Source organism: Bombilactobacillus sp. ESL1092, from assembly GCF_058107465.1.
The window spans coordinates 1,079,504-1,100,352 of the sequence record NZ_CM176594.1 but is presented as its reverse complement, the minus strand read 5'-3'; the positions used below and the strand labels follow the sequence as shown (position 1 = coordinate 1,100,352).

The window sequence follows — 20,849 nt, the reverse complement described above, 5'->3', positions numbered from 1 at the left end:
CTTCGATAATTTTACGAATTAATCCGCGTTTACTTTTGTAAAGCTTGATATAGTGATTGTAATTTCAGCCCCGTCTCTTTTTGCTCTGAAACAGCCTGGGAATCGGCTACAATCCCCGCTCCAGCAAAGAAAGCCAATTGCTGATCTTTGATTAAAGCGCTCCGAATACCAACCGCAAATTCGCCGGTTTGTTGAGCGGATAAATAACCAATGGGGGCCCCAAATAAACCACGAGCATGGGGTTCCAACTGCCTGATTAATTCTACCGCTAATTGTTGGGGCATCCCGCCTAAAGCGGGCGTTGGATGCAATTGTGCAATAATCGACCACGGTTGAACTAAGCCGCGACCTGTAATCGGAGTGTACAAATGTTGCAAATTAGCAGTAGTTAAGATTTCTGGCGTCGCTGGTGCTTGCACCGTCAGTTGCGCTTGCTGTAAAACTCGTTTAATCCCTTGAACTACTATATCATGCTCTTGGCGGTTTTTGGCATCATGTAATAATTCGTGGGCCAATTGTGTTGCCTTTTGTTGATCAACATCATTGGCAATCGTACCAGCCACTGCACCGGTTTGTACCATCTGCGCTTGAAAGCTAGCTAACCGCTCCGGAGTAATACTAATAAAACTAGCTCCTGGCACACTTAATAAAATATGATATCCTGGTTGCTTTTGACTCAAATAAAGCCAAACTGCTACCCAGTTGGTAGCCGCACATTGAGCCGTAGCCTGTCGTGCTAAAACTACCTTTTGTAATTGTGTTTGCTTAATTTGTGCTACTGCTGTTGCTACGGCAGTTGACCATTGATCCACTGCCTGTTCTCGATAATTAACTAATTGTACCGCCTGGGGTGCCAAGTTCGGTAACTGCAAAATGGTATTAATAATTTCGTTTAATCGAGCTTCATCCGTGGCAATTACTGTTAACTGCCATTGTTGAGCTGTTTGAAAAAAACTGACTTCTGGGATGAAGACAATTCCGTTGTGTAAAGCGCCCCAAGTTGAGTTCCGGGGATCTTTCGGATCAAACAAAAAACTACCAACTAATTTAACATCTTCCCAACTACTAGAAGGTGTTAACTGTAACGTCGTTTGAGCTTCTTGTAATAAATTTTGTGCTGCGACCATAGTAATTGGTTGGGCACTCTTAGCCTGCAAAACGCTACCAGCCGTAAATAATTGTTGCGTGCGCGGCGGATTTTCCCACAAAAAAATTTGTGTCTGCTGCGCCAACCACTGCAAAATTTGGGAACGTTGAATTTCAGGCGGTAAAACTGTTGTATATACTTTTAATTGTGTCATGGATTGCTTCTCTTTTCTATCATACAATACTGCGACAAAAACCGGTTAAAAGTTGAGGATTAACCTAACCTAAAAGCTTAAGTCGGTCTTTGACTTGAGTTTTTAGGTGTAGTTAACCGCAAACTTTTGGTTTTTGGAGCGCTAATAAACACACTGCGACAAGTGTCGCTTAAAAGCCGCGGACTAACCTAGAATAAACAATTAAGTTGCGGTTTTTAACTTGATTATTTATTCGTAGTTAGACACAGGCTTTTGACACTTGGAGCGCTAGATCAATACTGCGACCAGCAGCGCTTAGAAGTTGAGTATCGCCTAGATAAAGGACTTAAGTTTTGGTTTTTAAACTTGAGGACTTTAGTGTAGCTAGACGCAAACTTCTGCTGTTTGGAGCGCTAATAAACACACTGTGACAAAGGCTGTTCAGAAACTGAGCACTAACCTAGACTAAGACTAAAGTTTCTTGCCTTTGGAGCGCTGGATCAATATTACGACAAAAGCTAAGAACTAATAAACACACTGCACTTCATATCGCTTAACGACCAAATATTTTTACACAATAAAAAAACCAGCTACAATTGCCGCTGGTTAACTTAATTATTTATTGAATTGGTTTTAGTTAATTGCCCGCACACCAAATGATGGATAGAAGTAACCAGAAATTGTGGAAACTTGAACACCTTGACCAGGTTGTGGAGCATGAATGTATTGATTATTACCAATGTATAAACCAACATGATAAGAATTACCTTGTGAACCCCAGAAAACTAAGTCACCAGGTTGTAAATCATTTACAGAAACCTTCGGACCAGCACTTTCTTGCGCTACTGTGTAACCACCAATATCGACACCTAAAGCTTGTTTAAAGACGTAATACATTAAACCGGAGCAATCAAAGGAATTTGGTCCTTTAGCGCCCCAAACGTAAGGCTTACCGCCTTGAATTTGTGCCATGTTAATTACTTTTTGAACTTTCGCATTCCGGGCTTCTGTCATGTCTGTAACATCATTAGCTGGAATCCAATCATTTTGACCTAAGTTATACCATTGACCATCAGCACTAATTTGTGTCACAGCCCAAGAAGATCCGTTCGAAACATATTGTCCAGTTAAAGTGCCAGCATTATTTGGTTGGCTCCGCAAACCGACTTGATTGTTGCTAGTAACAGTCACGCCATCACCAACATTAGCAGCTTGTGCGTCTTGATTATGACTTAAAAATGTAGAAGTAGAAATACCAATAACACCTGCAGCAATTAAACTAAGAAAATGTTTTTTAGAAATCATGAAAATTGTTCGCCTCCGAGAATAAGTAACAAGTTATTTTTACGAGAATTGATTTGAATTTAATTTGGAAATAACTTAACAATCAAAATAGTACACTTCTTACATTGCAATCATGTTACAAACAAACAAACAAACCGTTACAAATCCCGAATTTTATGACATCTTTGTAATCAATTGATCAATGGTCTGCTTTAATTGGGGCCAAGCATCATTAGTCAAAACCAGCGCTGTACCTTTTAAAGCCTTCGGCAGTTGCAAGTCACGCGCAAATTCTTGACTGGTTAACCGCTGGTGAATCGCTGCCGTTTGATCTCCACGCTGCAACAGCCGTTGCTGTAAAACTTGCCGATCAGCAGTTATAAACCAAATGACTACTTGCTGGGGATAAGCTTTTAAATACGTTAAAGCGCCTTTAGTGTCTAAAACGATACTGACTATCTCAGCTTTCGCAAAAGCCCGCTGTAAGCCCTGGCGCGAAGAGCCATATTGATAGTGAGCATATGTAACTTGTTCTAGATAATCATTTAAGAGAAAACTCTGGGGCGTCTCAAAATAGTAATCCACACCATTTTCCTCGTTAACGCGTTGCGGACGCGTCGTATGCGTTACAACACTCGGAATTTGGTATGCTTGCGCCAAATAATGACTGACGGTCGTCTTACCTACACCGCTCGCACCGGTAATAACAATAATCTTTTTCATTAATTTACTCCTTTTCAATTGTTCAATTAAAGAACCCAGGCCAAAAGTAAGCCTTATTTTTATCGTTCCAACTTCCAATTAACGACCGGATAATCCTTCTTTGGCAACTATCTGTGGTAAGATAGTACTTAAGAATTCTACCGACCAGGAATTCTGGTAGCTCTAACTTTTTAAGCTACTGTTGCTTGATAGTGCTCAACCTTTGGCGTACAATCTTTCCAAGAATTTTACCAAAATGGGAAAAACACCAAGCTTGGCGCACTATCAATGGTCTTCGCTTAAACTCAAAACCAACTCCACGTTTAATTAGTCCAGGAGGAACTACACATGAAAATTGCCAATATTAAAGTCGGCGACAAATTACAAGGTTCAGTCGAAGAAGATTTAGAAAAGCCCTTCGTTGGCACAGTTGAAAAGATCTATACAAATGCCGTTTTATTAGATATTGAAGACTTTGATCCACAAGATAGTGATAACGTCGTTGAACTGAACCATAAAATTGTGATTAATGCTCAAAATTTGAAAAAGCTGCCCAAAAAAGCAGCTAAATAAATAACCATAAGAAAAGTTCCTCAATTTGACTCATAAATAGTCATTGAGGAACTTTTTTAATCCAATGTTTTAACAAAAGTGGTTCCAGGAATACGAATCAATGCATAATCCGTCGCTACATTACCGGCATGAACGCCTAAGCCGTTGCGCCAGTTATTCTTATAATGAGCCACCATCATCATCACATATGCTTGCTGATATTTTTGATCATAGCGTTTCGTATTTGGCCACGGATAATTCTTCGCGTTTAAACTAGCTGATTGATTACCATCTAAAACTGAGGCATTATTGCCCGGAATACTGTACTTAGCTCCTTGGACCCAATAATTATAATACTTAACCGTTTTTTTATTGTCTGCTGACTTAACTTCTACATAATAACCTTGACCATTCTTGGTCTGCATCACTAGAGGTTTAACCGTATAGCTCAATTGAACGCGCTGTGTATCTTTCACATCAACTTTATCTAAAAAAGTCATATAAAACATAAAGCCCACTAACACAAAAGCGCCAATAAACTCACAAAAATCCCAGCAGACATTGCCTAATGAGTGGTGCTTGCGGTGCACGACAATCATTTTTAAATGACGGCGTCGAATATCAAAGATAATCACCGCTACCAAACAAAAAACAATTAACCACGCGCCAACCCCTAATAAATTCCAGTTTAATTGCATCCTGCTTTCTCCAAACTCCAGATAAATTTAATTAGATTTATTATAGCTCACTTTCACACTGACTGCACTGTCCAAGTCTAGTGAAAACCTTCCGACCTACGTAACTGTCATCAGCGTAATTGAAAAAAACTTAATAAAAAAATCACTTGACTTATGCAGCGAACAAATGTTTTTTATTTTTTTCTTACCCAAAATCCAAGCCTGGCAACCACACTATCATGTGGTTCGGTTTCGAATCAAACACAATATATTGTATTTTGACTAGTAGGGTTTTATAATTGGGCTCAGTTATTCCGATCAAAAGTTCCGCAGCAACAACTGGTTAACTAATGCCAGTACAACTCAACTGTGAAACTTTTAATCGAAAATTGATCGGTGCGCACTACCGTGATTTTTTCATCATTAAGGAGGTTTTTTCATGAATCAATCAGTAAAGATTTTTACCAAAGATGGCTGTATACAATGTAAAATGACCAAACGTTTTTTGAATGATCACCAAATTCAATTTGAAGAACATAACATTAATCAACAACCTCAGGCCTTAACTTACCTCAAACAGCAAGGATTTCAAAGCGTCCCCGTCGTGGTCACGGATAGTCAGCCCCCGATCATTGGTTTTTGCCCGAGCGAATTGAAAGCACTGGTGCAATAATGCAAATTGCTTACTATACAATTACTGGTCAAACCCGCCGTTTTATTCAAAAAGTTAAGCTACCTGCTTACGAGATTAATGATGCTAATCCTTATCACGTCATGAACGGTCCGTACTTGTTAGCTGTGCCCGCTTATGATGACAATATGATGGATGCGGTCATTGACTTTTTAGGTTTTCAAAATAATGCCCAACAATTAGTCGGTGTCGTCGGCAGTGGTAATCGCAACTTCAATGAACTCTACATTCATACTGCCAAAGATATCGCTGCTGGCTTAGGTGTCCCCGTTGTTTTCGATTATGAATTTAACGGCACCGCGGCCGATGTTAAAAATTTCAGGAAAGTAGTGGAGCAACTTGAGTCTAAACAACATTGATATCGCTAAAGTTAATTACTTTAAACTAAATAACGAATTAAATATTCCAGTTAACGGACAGATCCCTTTAGATCGTGACCAAGCCGCACTCCAGGCTTTCTGGCAAGAAAATGTTCAACCTAATCTGAAAATGGAACCCGATATATTAAGCCAGTTACAAAAGTTAGTGCAAGCTGATTATTTAGAAGCAGCTTTTTTAAAGCAGTACTCGCCAGCTTTTATTAAAGAACTTTACCAATATTTGCTGCAACAGCATTTTCAGTTTAAATCCTTTATGGCTGCTTACAAATTTTACAATCAGTATGCGTTAAAAACCAACGATGGTGCCTACTATCTAGAAAATTATGAACTCCGGGTGTTAAATAATGCTTTATATTTTGCAGACGGTGATGAGCAACTCGCACACCAATTAGCTGATGAAATGATTCATCAACGTTATCAGCCCGCCACGCCTTCGTTTTTAAATGCGGGTAAAAAGCGCCGTGGCGAGTTTGTTTCGTGCTTTTTAATCCAAATAACTGACGACATGAATTCCATCGGTCGTAACATCAACAGTGCATTACAATTGTCGCGCATTGGCGGCGGTGTGGGTATTACATTGTCTAATTTGCGAGAAGCTGGCGCCCCCATCAAAGGGGTCGAAGGTGTTTCGAGCGGTGTTTTACCCGTGATGAAATTATTGGAAGATAGTTTTAGTTACAGTAATCAATTAGGGCAGCGTCAAGGAGCAGGAGCTGTTTATCTCAACGTTTTTCATCCCGATATTTTAGACTTTTTGTCTGCTAAAAAAGAAAATGCAGACGAAAAAATCCGTGTCAAAACCCTCTCCTTAGGCATTATTGTTCCTGATAAATTTTATGAATTAGTGCGCCAAGACGCGCCAATGTATTTATTCAGTCCTTACAGTGTGGAACGCGAATACCACCAGCCCTTTTCTTACGTCGACATTACTCAAGAGTATGACAAGTTAGTGGCTAATCCCAAAATCAAAAAATATCAGATTAGAGCACGTGATTTAGAGCTAGAAATTAGTAAATTACAACAAGAATCTGGCTATCCTTACATTCTAAATATTGATACCGCCAATCGCCACAATCCAGTGGCGGGCAAAATTATTATGAGTAACCTGTGCTCCGAAATTCAACAAGTCCAAACACCATCTTTATTAAATGACAAACAAGACTACGTGCAATTGGGACAAGATGTCAGTTGTAATCTTGGTTCAACGAATATTCCCCAATTAATGACTAGTCCAGACTTTGGTCAATCCGTGCGCGTCATGACCCGTGCTTTGACTTTTGTCTCCGATCATTCACGAATTGACGCCGTACCGTCGATTAAACACGGTAACGAGCTGAACCACGCCATCGGCTTAGGGGCGATGGGGTTGCATACTTTCTTAGCAACTCACCAGATTGAGTATGGCTCACCACAAGCCCTCGAATTTACCAGCGTTTATTTTATGCTCTTAAATTATTGGACTTTGGTCGAAAGCAATCAGATTGCCCGTGAACGACACAGTATGTTTCACGATTTTGCCAAATCCAAGTACGCTGACGGTTCTTATTTTGCGAAATATACGCAGCGCTCCTTTGCACCGCAAGATCCCCAGGTGCAAGCTTTATTTAAAGATATTTTTATTCCTACTCAAAAAGACTGGCAATTATTACAACATAAAGTCCAAGCGACTGGTTTGTACAATGCCTACCGCTTAGCCGTGGCTCCTACGGGTTCAATTTCTTATATTGATGATACTAGTGCCAGTTTGCAACCAATTACCTGGTTAGTGGAAGAACGCCAAGAAAAAAAGAACGGCAAATTATATTTCCCAGCACCACATCTGACTAACGATACTATTCCTTACTATCGTTCTGCCTATGATACCGATATGCGCAAAGTCATCGACACCTACGCCGCTGCGCAAGAGCATGTCGATCAAGGCTTAAGTCTCACTTTGTTTATTCGTTCCAGCATTCCGGAAGGTATGTACGAATGGAAAACGCCCGCTGAGGAGAATAAACAAACCACCAGAGATTTAACTATTTTGCGTAATTATGCCTATTACAAAGGGATTAAATCACTTTATTACGTGCGTACCTTTACTGATGATAACTCGGAAATCGGCGTAAATGAATGTGAAAGCTGTTCAATCTAACAAGTTGTGACAAGAAGCGTTTAACAGTTGAGTATAGCCTAGATAAAGGACTTAAGTTTTGGTTTTTAAACCTGAGAACTTTATCGTAGCTAGACGCAAACTGCTGCTTCTGGGAACACAATTTAACCAAGTTGTGAGCAAAACCGGGTAAAAGACGTAGGCTAACCTAGATTAAACTTTTAAGTTTTGGTTTGAACTTGAAAGTTTAATTGTAGTTAGACATAGGCTTTTAGTTTTGCGAACACAATTAACAAGTTGTGACAAAGAGCGTTTAAAAGACGAAAAGCTAACCTAAACCACTAAAAAGTCTGCATTTGACTTTTTTAGTGGATGTAGTTAGATAGAGTCTTTTGCTCTTTGGAACACGATTTAACAAGTTGTGACAAGAAACGCTTAGCAGCTGCGGATAATCTGCCAAATTAAGTACTATGCTGAGATTCTCTGGAACTATTATTCTAAGAAGGGATTTATTATGGCGAAAACATATTATCAAGCAATTAATTGGAACCAAATTGAAGACCAAGTTGATAAGGCCACTTGGGAAAAATTAACCGAACAATTTTGGTTGGATACGCGCATTCCGCTATCCAATGATCGTGATGACTGGCGTGAATTAAGTGCTGTAGAACATACTGTCGTCGGTCATGTTTTTGGTGGTTTGACTTTACTGGATACCTTACAATCACAAGATGGAGCTGCCGTTTTACGACAAGATGCGCGCACTCCCGAAGAAATTGCTGTTTTCAACAATATTCAGTTTATGGAATCAGTTCATGCTAAAAGTTACTCATCAATCTTTAGTACGTTAAATACTGCCGAAGAAATTGAAGAAATTTTTGATTGGACGAATCATAATGAATTTTTGCAAAAAAAGGCCTACATCATTAATAATTTGTACCAAAATGGTGATCCTCTGCAAAAGAAAGTCGCATCCGTCTTTTTAGAAACTTTTCTCTTCTACTCTGGCTTTTATACACCGCTTTACTATCTCGGTAATAATAAGTTGACCAATGTGGCCGAAATTATTAAACTGATTATCCGCGATGAATCTGTGCATGGTACTTATATCGGCTACAAGTTCCAGCTAGGCTTTCAAGAATTATCCCAAGCAGAGCAAGGTAAGTTCCAAGATTGGATGTATGATTTACTGTATCAACTGTACGATAATGAAGAAAAGTATACTGCTCAACTCTATGATGAAATTGGCTGGACCCAGGAAGTTAACTGTTTCTTACGCTATAATGCCAACAAAGCTTTAATGAACCTTGGCCAAAACCCCTTGTTTGCGGACGGTAATGCAGAAAATGTAAACCCAATTGTAATGAATGGGATTTCTACCGGCACTAATAATCACGACTTCTTTTCCCAAGTCGGCAATGGCTATCTTTTAGGCAAAGTCGCCGCAATGAAGGATTCTGATTACGAGATCGGACGCAATTAAAATTGTCATAAGAAACTACCGACTTATACTTTCGGCGCATATAAAGAGAAAATGTTCGTATCAATACGAGCATTTTTTTATTTCAGCTTTCCACCATATCGCAGGGCAAAAGATGATTAATTTAAAAAATTTCCACCCCGTAACTGAACAAATTTTCAATATATAAGGAACAAAACTAAATATAAAATAATCAATTATTGCGTAATTAATTATTTGTCAAAATTATTTTAATAATTTTGACTGCTTTTTAAAAAGGTACAATAATTCATAAACGATTGAACATTGAACTATGATAGCGCTTTAGTTATAATGAGTTTGCTAACAAGGAGGTTAACAAAATGACTTTAATTACTCATCCAGCTATTCAAACCATCAAAGTAGAACAAATTCTCAATGCTTTATGCGAACCCCTACGTCTACAAATTATTGCATCATTAAAGCAAAATGGTGAAACTCCTTGCTGTGAGTTCGACTATTTAGGCAAAAAAAATAATCTCTCACATCATTTAAAAGTCCTCCGTGAAAATGGTTTAATTCACGTGCGCATCGACGGTCGACAACGTTTCATTAGTTTGCGCAAATCTGAATTAGAACAAAAATTTCCTCATTTAATTGATACTATTATCTATAGCTACTTATGTAATATTTAAAGTAATCGAAAAAGAGGAGTCCTCAAAAGTTAGACACTTTTAAGCACTTCTCTTTTTTTGTTGCCAGTATTAATCAATCGTTTACCTACCGATTAGCTAGATAACCGCCGATCATCGCAAAAGCTAAAATTACTAAAACTAAAGTAGTAATAGCTACATATAAATAATCATGTTCCTTAAAGAAAGCATAAATGGAAACGACCACGCGTAACACGGGGGTCAAAATCAATAAAAAGACACCTAACATCATCACGGCAAAAGGTTTGAATTGAATGATGCCCTGATAAATCGCACTAAAGGTGGTTGGATGACTCTGCCCTGGATAACCACTATTACCTTGAATTAACATCATCACAATCCCTAAAGCCATCACAATGACGGAAATAATTACCCCAACACGCAAAATTTTACCAATGATTAATTCAATATCCTGCATCTCATCTTTTTTCATTTAAATGTTCACCCCAAATCCTTTTAAGAACATTTGTAAACCTAAGTACAATAAAATTGGAATAAAGATAATCCGGATTACTTTCGGATGTAAATGCTGCATAATGCGACTACCAATCATCGCGCCAAAGACCACTCCTAAGGCTAATGGTACCGCAATATTTGGTAAAATCGTTCCGTTAAAGAAGTACACTGTTGCACTGGCCGCCGCAGTCACACCCATCATTAAATTACTGGTGGCACTAGACGGCTTGAGTGGCATCTTCATAATGTTATCCATCGCAATCACTTTAAAAGCACCACTCCCGATGCCTAATAAGCCACTGGCAATGCCGGCAGCTAACATCATCAAGAAACCACCCGGAACATTTTTGACTTGATAGTCCACTGGCTTTTGTAAAGCCTTATCATAGTAGCTACCATTTAGTCGTAATTTTTGCGATAAATAATCCGGTTGTACCTCTTGGTCACTTTTAGCAGACTTTTTATTCATGAGCTTTTTAATCATGTTGTAGCAAGATTGGAATAACAAAAAGCTAAATAAGACATATAAAACTGCTTTGGGGATAATCCCATTTAAAGCCGCACCAGTTACCGCACCGACTGTCGTTGCAATTTCTAAGAACATGGCAACCCGTAAGTTCAACATTTCATCCTTTAAAAACGAAATGGTCGCTCCGGAACTGGTAGCAATGACGACGATAATACTGGCCCCAATCGCGTACTTAATATCTAAGCCCATCGCGATCGTCAAAATTGGTGTGACAATCATGCCACCACCAATACCTAAAATTGAGCCTAAAGTTCCCGCTAATAAACCAGTAATCAACATTATTAATAAATTACTTGTCGTAATCATGATTTCTTTGCAGCCTCTTTTGTTTGAGTTTGATTAGTAATCGCCTGTCGACATTGATCAATAATTAGTTGCACAATGGCAGCTTGTTGTTGCTGTAAGTCCGCAGCATCCGTGGCCACTTGATCAATCCGTAAGTGGGAAGCATTAATAAATTCACAGCTCGTCACTAAGTAAAACGCTAATTCTACTTGTTCGTCCCGATCAAAAAAATGACTCACTTTGGCAGCGTCTTGCCACGGCAAGTTTAAAGGACTGAGTTGTAAATTACAAACCACCGGAAAGCCTAGTCCTTCAATGGTTAACTCCCCTTGCGCTAAATAACCACCATTTACTGCTTCTTCCAGTTGCTGGGTTAATTGCTGAAGCGCTAGCGTTACTTTACTGGCGGCTAAACGCTTCGTTAATTTAATCGTTTGCTGAAAAGTTTGATATTCTGCGTTCGCAATTTTATCTTGAAATTGCTGAATTGTCATTTTCATATAATAACCCTCTTTAATAATCAAAATTATTATATTACTGTGCCACGCTAGTTGCAATTATCACTATCTTAGATAGATTAACCTAGCTGGTTTGATTGTTCAGTACTCATTTAAATTAATTTTGTATGAATAAGTCAATAAAGTTCTCATACTCTTTTCACTTATGATCTAGTTTGTGCTATGATATAGGCTTAAACAATTCGATTGTCATAGACCTAATAGGAGGATTTCTCATGACAGAAAAAAAGGCGCTCTCGCGCAGCCTATCAGCACGGCATGTCAGTATGATTGCCTTAGGCGGAACCATTGGTACCGGTTTATTTTTGGGTTCAGGCGAATCCATTCATAAAGCTGGACCATTAATTTTGGTAATTTATCTTTTAACAGGCGCGTTTGTTTTTTTAATGATGCGCGCGCTCGGCGAATTGCTCTTATCCGATACACATAAAATCATTTTTATTGATTTTATTAAAGAATATCTCGGTGATCGCTGGGGCTTTATCATGGGCTGGACCTATTGGCTAGGCTGGTTAGTGATTGCCATGTCCGAATTGACTGCCGTGGGTAATTATATGCAGTTCTGGTTTCCCCATGTGCCGGCTTGGATTTGGGAATTAATCTTTTTAGGTGCTTTATATCTTATTAATATCACGGCGGTCAAAGCTTTCGGCGAAACCGAGTTTTGGTTTGCGTTAATTAAAATCGTAGCCATCTTAGCGATTATTGCCGTGGCTGTGATCATGGTCTTATTTCATACCAAAACCAATCACGGTTACGTCGAATTTAGTAATTTGTGGCGCTTTGGTGCCACTTCTGGCAATCTGAAAGAAATTATTTCCGCCTTTCAAATGGCATTTTTCTCTTTCTTGGGTGTCGAATTTGTCGGTGTATCTGCCGCCGAAACTAAGGATCCCCAGGCGAATATTCCGCATGCGATTAATTCTGTCATTATGCGAATTTTGATTTTTTATATTGGCGCGTTAGCAGCCATCATGATCATTCAGCCCTGGACTGACTATAGCGCGGGGCACTCACCTTTTGTCCAAGTCTTTGGTGGGATTGGGATTAAGGCCGCAGCCGGCATTATCAATTTCGTCGTCTTAACGGCCGCCGCTTCGTCGTTAAACAGCTCCCTGTTTACTACAGGACGAATGTTATATTCCTTATGTAAACCGACTAGTTATTTTGCTAAACTCAACAAGAATCAAACACCTATGCGGGCCATTTCTTTTTCGACCTTATTAGTAGCAGCGGTCGTGATTGTTAATTATATTTTTCCTCAAGGTGCGTTTAAATTAATCACTTCCATTGCTTCAGCCGGCTTTTTAGTTATTTATATGTTTTTAATGGGCACCCACGCCAAATACCGCCACTCTCAGAACTTTCAAACTAGCGAGCAACACTTTTTAATGCCGGGTGCTCCGATGACTGATTATTTAACCATTATTTTTATGTTAATTATTTTTGGTATTTTACTATTCACTCCCGAAACGACTTGGACCACCATCGCGACCATTGGTTGGTTCATCGTTATTTATCTACTGAGTTTCAAAGCCGTGAAAAAGTAAAGCACCTAACAAGTGGCAAAGTTTCGAATAATCTCGGAATTTTGCCATTTTTAATTATGTTAAACTAAAACTTGTAAAGTTAAGCTAAGGCAGTGGCTATTCCGAAAGGGAGTGGTGCTTATGGTGTAAAAACTGTAACCCCAGATCCTAAAGAAAGGAATAGCAAATTGTTTCATTTGAACGTCCACGATCTTTGCCAAATAATCAATACGATTATTGACGTGGCAAGTTTTGCTTGGATGATTAAACATGAATCAAATTGTCAAACGGCGGTCATTATTTTCTTTAGACATCTTATTTTATTCTCCCATAAAAAGTATTAAAATCACGAATCATAGAATACACTATTCAAACGGTTTCTTTTAAGTACACCATAATATAGCGAACATGAGCTTGCAAATTGGAACAAAATGTACTTAATTGAAAACCTGTACCTAATATGATAATATGAACTTGTAAAGCTAGATTAGGTAGCATATAGTTCTTGCAATTAAAAAAGACGCTCAAAACTTTCCGTCAAAAGTTTAAGAACGCCTTTTTTATTTCAAAAACTATTTGTGATTACGGTCATTCAACCATTTAGTAAAGATGGCAATTAAACAACCGGAAATAATAGATGAAATAATTTGTAAAGTTAGTTCGGCAATCATATAGTTCACCCCCTTAATGTTGCGAGGTGCAACCTATATATTATAACATTAAAAATGCGCTGAGATTGGTCAAGTTCAATCTTCAAGCGGATAAAACCCTGTCGTCAAATGGCCAATGAGAGTGCATTTTAAAATCTATTTGCTGCAATTCTTTCCATTTTATTATAAGTTGTTCTAATTCTTGAATATCTTCAAGTGTTGACCACTTTCTAATAAAGCTTCTAGCAGTTGATCGGTTTCTCAAATATTTAGTACAATAGCGATTTTTTTCTTGCCAGCGCTTATTATCTTCGGTTTGACTATTTGTGTTTTCTATTATTAGTCCCCTTTGTGTCGTGAATGATTGACAGGATTGTTAAAAGCCCAACAATTGATATTCCTAAACTTTTTAATGTGTCACTAGCAAAAAAATAAATAACCCAAACAAGTATTGTTAACGCAAGATACTTAATTACTTTTCCTATTTTTGATAATCAATGTTAGAATATATAAGGAAGTGAGGGGGTAAGCCCCTTATCAACTATATTTTTTATTTTTGTGGTCTTTAATTCAATAGTAGATAGTTACGCAAGTACCGGCGGAAACGGTAATTGCTGATATGGTATCTGCTATTTTTATTATTATCTAGCATTGTTCTACATATATTAGAATACGATATATCGTATTATGTAATAAAGGGGGGTTCATGAATATTATTCAGAAATATTTAGATCAAAATAACGTAACTCGCAGTTACATTAGCAAAGTTAGTGGAACAGTACCGACGACTTTGCAATCTGTTGTACAGAGTAAAAACAGTATTAATGGCTTAACTGGTAAAGTTTTAATAGCCATTGATAAGGGGATCAGGAAAACTCCTGGAACTGTGTTAGACGAATTAATTAAATTGCAGGAAAACAAACTCTAATTTTCCTAATTCTCAAATTATGTACAAAGCTCTCCTATAAAAACATCAGGAGAGCTTTCTTTTTAGATAAGGTGAAACGCCTTGGCTCCCCCAAAAAGCTAGCGATTGTTATTTATTAAATACAAATATAATAGTTACCGCTTTGGCAACTTTACCAAAAAGTCAGTGTTTTGAGCGCTGACTATTTTTTCTATCTAAATAATAATATATTCAATCAGAAATTGCAGCTAACAGAAAAACTGCCACCAACAATTGTTACATAAAGAATTAAACCTCTGCTTGATAAGCTAGTTGGCCATCTAAATAGGTAGCTTGCAATTTCATCTTTGGTGTTAACACGATGAAGTCAGCCGCGCGTCCTGGCAAAATAGCCCCGGCAGTTTGGTCAATGTGCACACTTTTGGCCGGTGTAGCAGCTGCCATTTGAATGGCCGCTTGCGGCGTTACCGTGTTCCAATCTACCAAATTTTTAATTGCATCATTCAATTTCAAAATGCTACCAGCCAAATTATGCGTTTCATCTTTCAACCGCGCCGTACCATCAGCCACAACAACGGGTAATTCTCCCAACATGTAATCCCCATCGGGCATTAAACCGGCTGACATACAATCCGTCACCAACACTACGTGTTCGGGCGATTTTTGTTTAATTAAAATTGCAGCCGCATTAGGATGAACATGGTGACCATCACAAATTAATTCAGCATTAACGTTGTTTAAACTCATGGCTGCTCCAACCATGCCCGGTTGACGATGATTCAAGCCACTCATGCCGTTATACGTATGAGTAAATGTTGTGGCTCCCGCTTCCACGCAAGCTTTGGCTTGCTCAAAAGTGGCAGATGAGTGCCCTAATGCCACGACTACTCCCGTTTGACTCACAGTACGCGTGAATTCGACCGCGCCTTGGCGTTCCGGAGCGATGGTAATTTGGCGCAACAAACCTTGAGCGGCATCTTGCCAATCGTTAAACGTATCAACATCCGGATCGCCAAAGTATTTCGGGTTTTGAGCCCCTTTATGTTCCGGCGTAAAGAACGGGCCTTCAAAATTAATGCCCGCAATTTTAGCACCCGAAATTTGTTGATAATTTTGCGCGATGGTTTGACAAATAGCCGTTAATTCCGCTTTAGAACCGGTAATTGTTGTAGGTAACCACGAAGTAACCCCACACTTTAACAAAGCTTGCGCCATGGCTTCTAAGCCGGCTGGATCATTGTCCATCACATCGTGACCCGCCAGTCCGTGAATATGCGTATCAATTAATCCCGGCGCAATCCACTGCTGGTCGTAATCAAGAATCTCACCTTCTGGACGTTGGTCTTCTGGCAAGTACTGACCAAAGGTTCCATCAGCATTAATCGCTAAATAACCACCATTTTCAGTTGTATTTTTCAAAAAAAACTTGGCTGCGTGAATATATTTCATTGACTTAAACCTCCATTTGCTTGCCTTAATTGTAACGAGCTTTCACAAGAAAGTAAATTAACGCTAAGAAAAAGAAAATGTGCGAATGAATCATTACGCAGCATTTTCTTTACTAAGCTAAATTTCAAATTAATTCAAAGTATTATTAACTGTCCAAGTAAGCGTGGATTGGTATTTTTTCGCCGCAGGTTGATCTTGCGTCGGTTGGAGATAAATCCCTTTCTTTGCTCCAGTCAAGGGCCACCAATTCGTGGCAAACTTCGCTGGTGAACTCGTGCTGGTACCTGTTTGAAAGACAGGCACATCCCCACTATTAATAACTTTGGCCACCGAACCAGCAGTACCATCTTGATAAATCAAATTAAACAAAGCATTACTGGAATCACAACGCACACCCACCGTGTAGTGGAAGGTGGCATTGGCAGGTGCTTCATATTTCAACTGGTAAGCGGTCTGCTTATTACTCGTATTGGCTGGACGATACTGGTCTGTCGTTTTCACCGAATTACGTGTATGGCGACCATAATCAATGTTAGTCGGAACCGTCAAAGTCACATCATATAGGTTATTGTACGTCAATGAACCCGAAGCACCTAAGTTCAATTGCTGCGTTGGAGCTGTAGCGGGGGCTTCTGGATCCGTTGTTTGTAAGGTTGAACCATGCAAAGTTAATTGCGTATCAGCTTTGGACTTCTGATAAGTCACCGGCGTATCCACTTCAAAACTCGTTCCGGCAGGAAAACTCGTTTGGGACAAATTAAAGTCTTTGGGAGTATAGGTCTTTTCGTAAGCAAAATTCGTTAACGTCTGGTCTTTTTGATTTGGGATATGCAAAATCACTTTTGCCGTTCCCTTCTGAATACCACTGCCATCATCGGCGGGTTGAGTTAAACGAAAATCCTTTAAACCGACGGTACTAATCTTTGGTTGATACAAATCTTTTTCCAGATAGTGTCCACTAGCCATATAGGTTTTGTGATCAGCGTTAGTCGTAGAATCTAGTAACTTGGTAGAATCATTTTGTTGATACAATTCTTTAGAACCATTAAAACCGGGCACATTTTCGACATGATAGTTATATTGTAATAAATCTGATGTGGCTAACTTGCCAGCAGCATCGGGCTTGACGTAGGGACTGAGGCCTTGTTGGTCATCACTGCCCTGAATATACAAAGTGTGATCACCTGGTGTTTGCGTCACTTGCCCAACGTCCCAAGTATGTTGGGCTAAGGCCGTCGAAGCTGGTGTAACATCCGTAGTTTGTGGCGTGGCTGTGGTGGTGTTCAGACTACCAGTGTCGCCTGCATCGTAACCTTTTAAATGAATAATATTCTTGTCGCTAATATCATCTTGATATTCTAACGGTACAGAAACTTTGTCGCCCAGCAATACCTTCGGTCCTTGATAAACGTTTGCTTTCGTAGCAGCTTTTTGGTTAAAGCCTAAATACAAGCTATTGATATCTACATTTTTAGCAGCGGATTCTTGGTTATTAGCAACAGCACTAACCTTAACTGTATCATTGGGTTTTAAGGTTAAAGGTGTAAAACCAGTTTGACCACTATTCTTATCGTTATAATTTTTCACTGCTTGGTCAATATTAAAGGAGAAGTCAGTTGTTCCCGTTGGCCAAGTAACAACTTGACCATTGGCTAAATATAACGGCGCAGCTGTAACTTTCTTGCCAAGATCCCAAGTGGTTGTGCCATCAGTAGCTGTACTATAAGCAATGTCGTCGTCGTCATTTAAAATATCCGGCGTTGACGGGCTAAAATTAGGATTATAACTCCCACCAGAAGAAGTAAAACTGCTGACAATATAGCCTTGTGTATCCTGCTTATCAGCATCTGAAGCACTCGCATCTTCATTTCGGACAGTTCCCAAATCATAATCTTTGACTCCATCATTAACTACCACTTTCAGCATCGGCGGATCCGGGTGAAAATCATCGGTTGAAGCATTTAACGACCCACTAACTGTGCGGGAACGCGGATCGATGACCGAAGTCTTCATGTGTTCCACCGGCCCATCAATTTCTGAAAAATGAATATGGCGGAATTCTTTAGAAAGACCCGAACTAGCCGAGGTTTGCATTTGATTCAAATAAGTTAATAATCGGCCAATCTCTGTCTGACTACCAGTTAAGTCTTCGGGTGTCGTCGCTAGGACAAACTTCGTCAAATCAATATAGCCAACTCCCCAACTGTTAGTGAACGGAATACTGAGGTGTTGCATTGGCACCGGCTTTTGGTCATTGCTTGGAGAATCATTAAAGCCAAACGATACTGATTGAGATTGAGAATTCGTCCCACTGGCAGCCATTTTGATATCGTAAGCCTTGATATCCGTCGCCGCACTCGGCGAAACCATACTTGATGAAGTCCCCGTGTTATTCCCCAAATTCAAATCAACACCTTGGGGTTTATACAAGCTGATGTCAGTAGTCCCTGTGACATTCAATAACTGCACATTACCAGAACTTGGTTGCTCAGGCGTATCCGCAATCTTTATATTAAAGTTTCCACCTTTACGCACATTGACCGTCGAAGCTCCTAACGTAAATAACCCTGAATTGCTGGCAGAGCCCAGATTATTTGCCGTAATATTAAAGTCCCCACGATCTAAATCAGCTTCACCACCAGCAAATTGAACTAATGGTTTAGTATCAGCCCCATCACTTTCCACATTAATAGCTTCGTCATCCGAACCTTGTTGATAACCGCCTGTGTTATAAATAATTTTTGAACCAGTACCGCCCATATAAAGCGCATTGGACGTCGTAGTTGTGGAATACGGATCGCTATAAGTAGCGGTCGTATCATAAGCACTCGTATCACCGCTTAACTGTGCCATGGAATCTTTCATCGAATCATTTTTGACATCAATGTTTAAATGGGTCCCGGGATTTAATGTTAAAACACCTGTATTCATTAAATAAAGTCCGGAGGAACCGTTGGGGGCATCTTCCCCACTGCCGCGCGGATAGAGATTAACCTCTGCACCTTGTTTCTTATCAGCATCACTCAATAGCGTGGCATTTTTCGTCAATTCCAACACATTACCATCATAAGTCGAGCCATTAAATACCGCGTCTGGTTCAAAGGTAACATTCGACACCTGCATAACTTGTTGACTACCCCAACCTTGACACGTATAAACTCGTTGATCCACTGGACTTTTATAATAATATAAAGAATAAGCCGTCGTGTGCCCCGAAATATAAACATTAGATGTTCCACTAGCTGTCCACAAAAATTGTGAACCATAATACGTAACGTCGCGATAAAACTCGTTAGAAACACTTGCAGCTCCAATTCCTAATCGTACAAATCCATAATAAGTGGAGCCATATAACTTTAAATTGTCTAATGTTACATTATCGGTTTGTGTTGAAGTATTTCGGGCAAAACGTAAACTATAGTTACCTGCATTAATTTTCGGCGTACTCTGATCCGGACCATGATTACCAACAATCGTCAAATTATGATTATCGGATGAATCACCAGGACGATCTGCTAAAACGGTAAAATTGCCAGTACCTCCACCGGAACCATCTCCAAGAACATCAGTTACCCCACTTAAATAACTATTAACAAAATTATACTTATTTAATAATGGATTATCCTTAAACACATCTGACGAAACAAAATCCAAGTCATTAACAATAATAATTCGCTTCACATCACTATAACTAGTAAACTTATCGCTACCAGTACCTTCATTAACATCAACAATATTGGCTGGTCCCGTGTTTTTAGTACCGTAAACCGCTAGTAAAAATTGCAAAACATTACGTACATAAACGGTTTTTCCATCTTCATCAGAATCAATACTCTGGGTTCCGGTACCATCACCACCAGTAATCGCCCCTGGTTGAACATCTTTCGTGGAATCAGCGTACATCCCATCACTAGGCCAGTTAATTTTGGAGGGATCAATTTTCGAATAGCCTAACTCTTCGAGTTTATCAGCATCGCCAAAACCAGTTTTGGAAACATTTTTATCTGTTTCTAATAACGAACTCGTAGCACTAGTAATTCTAGAATTGAACCGAGCCGGCGTACCACCAGTCGCTAGCAAACCACTATTTAGTTGCGCCAAGTCTTGCTGAAAGCTATCCGCATTAGCAGCCCCCTGAACCAGATTCCCCTGTTCACCACAAATAACTGTCAAAGAAAACAACATCAGACTAAAAATCAACCGAATTTTTTTCATATTATCCCCTAATATTCTTGATTATGTAATATAATTAAAATTATTTTGCTAATTTAACAAAAATAAATACTGATCCCCCAAAATAGGCGTCTCATTTATAATTTAGTTTTAATTACACTAATAAAACAATCATTATATGATAATATCATTATTATGCATGCTTTTAAACCGTATTTTTTACATTATTTATTTTTTTAGTCAAAAAATTAAGTTAAATCAAGGATAACGACTGTTTCAAAAAGATATTTTTACATTTAAAGCTATTTTTTCAGAGGTGGATAACACCTTAATTAAATTAAATTTAAACATTAGTCCTAATTATTGTGAAAAAAATAATTTTTAATTAATTTTAATTAGACATTAAGCTTACAAAAACTAAACATACTAAAAAAGCAGTTTAGTTTTAGCAAGTCTAAACTACTTTTATCATTAAATGTCATTCTACTAAGAACCGAAAATTGAAGAAAATGCCGGTTTCAACAGATGATTCTACTATAATATT

Annotated in this window: 18 protein-coding genes; 8 read left to right on the top strand and 10 right to left on the bottom strand. The window is 38.9% G+C overall.

The genetic code is table 11. The features are described from left to right. Positions 1 to 29: 29 nt before the first annotated feature. The 3 genes from AC3B6Y_RS04980 to AC3B6Y_RS04970 form a co-directional block, all read right to left on the bottom strand. Positions 30 to 1,301 carry an isochorismate synthase gene (locus AC3B6Y_RS04980; RefSeq protein WP_489790580.1) on the bottom strand — a complete coding sequence of 424 codons (1,272 nt, stop codon included), beginning with the start codon at positions 1,299 to 1,301 and terminating at the stop codon, positions 30 to 32. Between the two features lie 612 nt (positions 1,302 to 1,913). Next, complete coding sequence (locus AC3B6Y_RS04975) at positions 1,914 to 2,585, bottom strand: C40 family peptidase (RefSeq protein WP_489769267.1); 672 nt, start codon at positions 2,583 to 2,585, stop codon at positions 1,914 to 1,916. Positions 2,586 to 2,738: 153 nt separating this feature from the next. Further along, positions 2,739 to 3,287 (bottom strand): guanylate kinase, encoded by a 549-nt coding sequence (locus tag AC3B6Y_RS04970; protein WP_489790578.1) that lies wholly within the window; start codon positions 3,285 to 3,287, stop codon positions 2,739 to 2,741. 327 nt (positions 3,288 to 3,614) lie between these two features. On the opposite strand from AC3B6Y_RS04970, the gene AC3B6Y_RS04965 reads away from it, so the two are divergent. Further along, positions 3,615 to 3,839, top strand: coding sequence for a DUF2187 domain-containing protein (locus AC3B6Y_RS04965; RefSeq protein ID WP_489757022.1), 225 nt, complete (start codon positions 3,615 to 3,617; stop codon positions 3,837 to 3,839). Between the two features lie 56 nt (positions 3,840 to 3,895). On the opposite strand, the gene AC3B6Y_RS04960 is transcribed toward AC3B6Y_RS04965, so the two are convergent. Continuing rightward, on the bottom strand, positions 3,896 to 4,516 hold the full coding sequence (locus AC3B6Y_RS04960; protein WP_489757021.1) for an LVIS_2131 family protein: 621 nt from the start codon (positions 4,514 to 4,516) through the stop codon (positions 3,896 to 3,898). Positions 4,517 to 4,934: 418 nt separating this feature from the next. Here AC3B6Y_RS04960 and nrdH point away from each other — a divergent pair, with 418 nt between their 5' ends. From nrdH to AC3B6Y_RS04935, 5 genes are all read left to right on the top strand, one after another. Further along, entirely contained in the window at positions 4,935 to 5,168 is a 234-nt protein-coding gene (nrdH, locus tag AC3B6Y_RS04955; protein ID WP_489757020.1) for a glutaredoxin-like protein NrdH, read from the top strand. Further along, positions 5,168 to 5,545 (top strand): class Ib ribonucleoside-diphosphate reductase assembly flavoprotein NrdI, encoded by a 378-nt coding sequence (nrdI, locus tag AC3B6Y_RS04950; protein ID WP_489769269.1) that lies wholly within the window; start codon positions 5,168 to 5,170, stop codon positions 5,543 to 5,545. Before nrdH ends, nrdI begins: the two co-directional genes overlap by 1 nt. Next, positions 5,526 to 7,700, top strand: coding sequence for a class 1b ribonucleoside-diphosphate reductase subunit alpha (gene nrdE, locus AC3B6Y_RS04945; RefSeq protein ID WP_489790577.1), 2,175 nt, complete (start codon positions 5,526 to 5,528; stop codon positions 7,698 to 7,700). The genes nrdI and nrdE overlap by 20 nt, the downstream gene beginning before the upstream one ends. A gap of 472 nt (positions 7,701 to 8,172) precedes the next feature. Then, positions 8,173 to 9,141, top strand: coding sequence for a class 1b ribonucleoside-diphosphate reductase subunit beta (nrdF, locus tag AC3B6Y_RS04940; RefSeq protein WP_489790575.1), 969 nt, complete (start codon positions 8,173 to 8,175; stop codon positions 9,139 to 9,141). A 338-nt stretch (positions 9,142 to 9,479) separates the two neighbouring features. Then, positions 9,480 to 9,791 carry an ArsR/SmtB family transcription factor gene (locus tag AC3B6Y_RS04935; RefSeq protein WP_489757016.1) on the top strand — a complete coding sequence of 104 codons (312 nt, stop codon included), beginning with the start codon at positions 9,480 to 9,482 and terminating at the stop codon, positions 9,789 to 9,791. A gap of 85 nt (positions 9,792 to 9,876) precedes the next feature. Here AC3B6Y_RS04935 and AC3B6Y_RS04930 read toward each other — a convergent pair whose 3' ends face one another. The 3 genes from AC3B6Y_RS04930 to AC3B6Y_RS04920 are packed head-to-tail and all read right to left on the bottom strand — an operon-like array spanning position 9,877 to position 11,579. Next, positions 9,877 to 10,242, bottom strand: coding sequence for a DUF1634 domain-containing protein (locus AC3B6Y_RS04930; protein ID WP_489757015.1), 366 nt, complete (start codon positions 10,240 to 10,242; stop codon positions 9,877 to 9,879). Next, positions 10,243 to 11,100, bottom strand: a complete 858-nt coding sequence (locus AC3B6Y_RS04925) for a sulfite exporter TauE/SafE family protein (RefSeq protein WP_489757014.1) — start codon at positions 11,098 to 11,100, stop codon at positions 10,243 to 10,245. Beyond that, positions 11,097 to 11,579, bottom strand: a complete 483-nt coding sequence (locus AC3B6Y_RS04920) for a hypothetical protein (RefSeq protein WP_489757013.1) — start codon at positions 11,577 to 11,579, stop codon at positions 11,097 to 11,099. Before AC3B6Y_RS04920 ends, AC3B6Y_RS04925 begins: the two co-directional genes overlap by 4 nt. A gap of 233 nt (positions 11,580 to 11,812) precedes the next feature. Here AC3B6Y_RS04920 and AC3B6Y_RS04915 point away from each other — a divergent pair, with 233 nt between their 5' ends. Continuing rightward, complete coding sequence (locus tag AC3B6Y_RS04915; protein ID WP_489774699.1) at positions 11,813 to 13,147, top strand: amino acid permease; 1,335 nt, start codon at positions 11,813 to 11,815, stop codon at positions 13,145 to 13,147. Positions 13,148 to 13,698: 551 nt separating this feature from the next. Here the strand turns inward: AC3B6Y_RS04915 and AC3B6Y_RS04910 are convergent. Continuing rightward, on the bottom strand, positions 13,699 to 13,797 hold the full coding sequence (locus AC3B6Y_RS04910; RefSeq protein WP_489790573.1) for a type I toxin-antitoxin system Fst family toxin: 99 nt from the start codon (positions 13,795 to 13,797) through the stop codon (positions 13,699 to 13,701). A gap of 685 nt (positions 13,798 to 14,482) precedes the next feature. Between AC3B6Y_RS04910 and AC3B6Y_RS04905 the strand changes: the two genes are divergently transcribed. Then, the gene (locus AC3B6Y_RS04905) at positions 14,483 to 14,704 is read left to right on the top strand and encodes a hypothetical protein (RefSeq protein ID WP_489790571.1); all 222 of its coding nucleotides are present in this window, start codon (positions 14,483 to 14,485) and stop codon (positions 14,702 to 14,704) included. A 267-nt stretch (positions 14,705 to 14,971) separates the two neighbouring features. On the opposite strand, the gene nagA is transcribed toward AC3B6Y_RS04905, so the two are convergent. Both nagA and AC3B6Y_RS04895 read right to left on the bottom strand, forming a co-directional pair. Next, entirely contained in the window at positions 14,972 to 16,132 is a 1,161-nt protein-coding gene (gene nagA, locus AC3B6Y_RS04900) for an N-acetylglucosamine-6-phosphate deacetylase (RefSeq protein ID WP_489790569.1), read from the bottom strand. A gap of 129 nt (positions 16,133 to 16,261) precedes the next feature. Continuing rightward, a complete protein-coding gene (locus tag AC3B6Y_RS04895) occupies positions 16,262 to 20,347 on the bottom strand; it encodes a hypothetical protein (RefSeq protein WP_489790568.1) in 4,086 nt (1,361 codons plus the stop codon). Positions 20,348 to 20,849 lie beyond the last annotated feature (502 nt).

Excerpts from the sequence above, each read along its gene's own strand:
- AC3B6Y_RS04980 (WP_489790580.1), bottom strand. The coding sequence starts at position 1,301 with ATGACACAATTAAAAGTATATACAACAGTTTTACCGCCTGAAATTCAA.
- AC3B6Y_RS04975 (WP_489769267.1), bottom strand. The coding sequence starts at position 2,585 with ATGATTTCTAAAAAACATTTTCTTAGTTTAATTGCTGCAGGTGTTATT.
- AC3B6Y_RS04970 (WP_489790578.1), bottom strand. The coding sequence starts at position 3,287 with ATGAAAAAGATTATTGTTATTACCGGTGCGAGCGGTGTAGGTAAGACG.
- AC3B6Y_RS04965 (WP_489757022.1), top strand. The coding sequence starts at position 3,615 with ATGAAAATTGCCAATATTAAAGTCGGCGACAAATTACAAGGTTCAGTC.
- AC3B6Y_RS04960 (WP_489757021.1), bottom strand. The coding sequence starts at position 4,516 with ATGCAATTAAACTGGAATTTATTAGGGGTTGGCGCGTGGTTAATTGTT.
- nrdH (WP_489757020.1), top strand. The coding sequence starts at position 4,935 with ATGAATCAATCAGTAAAGATTTTTACCAAAGATGGCTGTATACAATGT.
- nrdI (WP_489769269.1), top strand. The coding sequence starts at position 5,168 with ATGCAAATTGCTTACTATACAATTACTGGTCAAACCCGCCGTTTTATT.
- nrdF (WP_489790575.1), top strand. The coding sequence starts at position 8,173 with ATGGCGAAAACATATTATCAAGCAATTAATTGGAACCAAATTGAAGAC.
- AC3B6Y_RS04935 (WP_489757016.1), top strand. The coding sequence starts at position 9,480 with ATGACTTTAATTACTCATCCAGCTATTCAAACCATCAAAGTAGAACAA.
- AC3B6Y_RS04930 (WP_489757015.1), bottom strand. The coding sequence starts at position 10,242 with ATGAAAAAAGATGAGATGCAGGATATTGAATTAATCATTGGTAAAATT.
- AC3B6Y_RS04925 (WP_489757014.1), bottom strand. The coding sequence starts at position 11,100 with ATGATTACGACAAGTAATTTATTAATAATGTTGATTACTGGTTTATTA.
- AC3B6Y_RS04920 (WP_489757013.1), bottom strand. The coding sequence starts at position 11,579 with ATGAAAATGACAATTCAGCAATTTCAAGATAAAATTGCGAACGCAGAA.
- AC3B6Y_RS04915 (WP_489774699.1), top strand. The coding sequence starts at position 11,813 with ATGACAGAAAAAAAGGCGCTCTCGCGCAGCCTATCAGCACGGCATGTC.
- AC3B6Y_RS04910 (WP_489790573.1), bottom strand. The coding sequence starts at position 13,797 with ATGATTGCCGAACTAACTTTACAAATTATTTCATCTATTATTTCCGGT.
- AC3B6Y_RS04905 (WP_489790571.1), top strand. The coding sequence starts at position 14,483 with ATGAATATTATTCAGAAATATTTAGATCAAAATAACGTAACTCGCAGT.
- nagA (WP_489790569.1), bottom strand. The coding sequence starts at position 16,132 with ATGAAATATATTCACGCAGCCAAGTTTTTTTTGAAAAATACAACTGAA.
- AC3B6Y_RS04895 (WP_489790568.1), bottom strand. The coding sequence starts at position 20,347 with ATGAAAAAAATTCGGTTGATTTTTAGTCTGATGTTGTTTTCTTTGACA.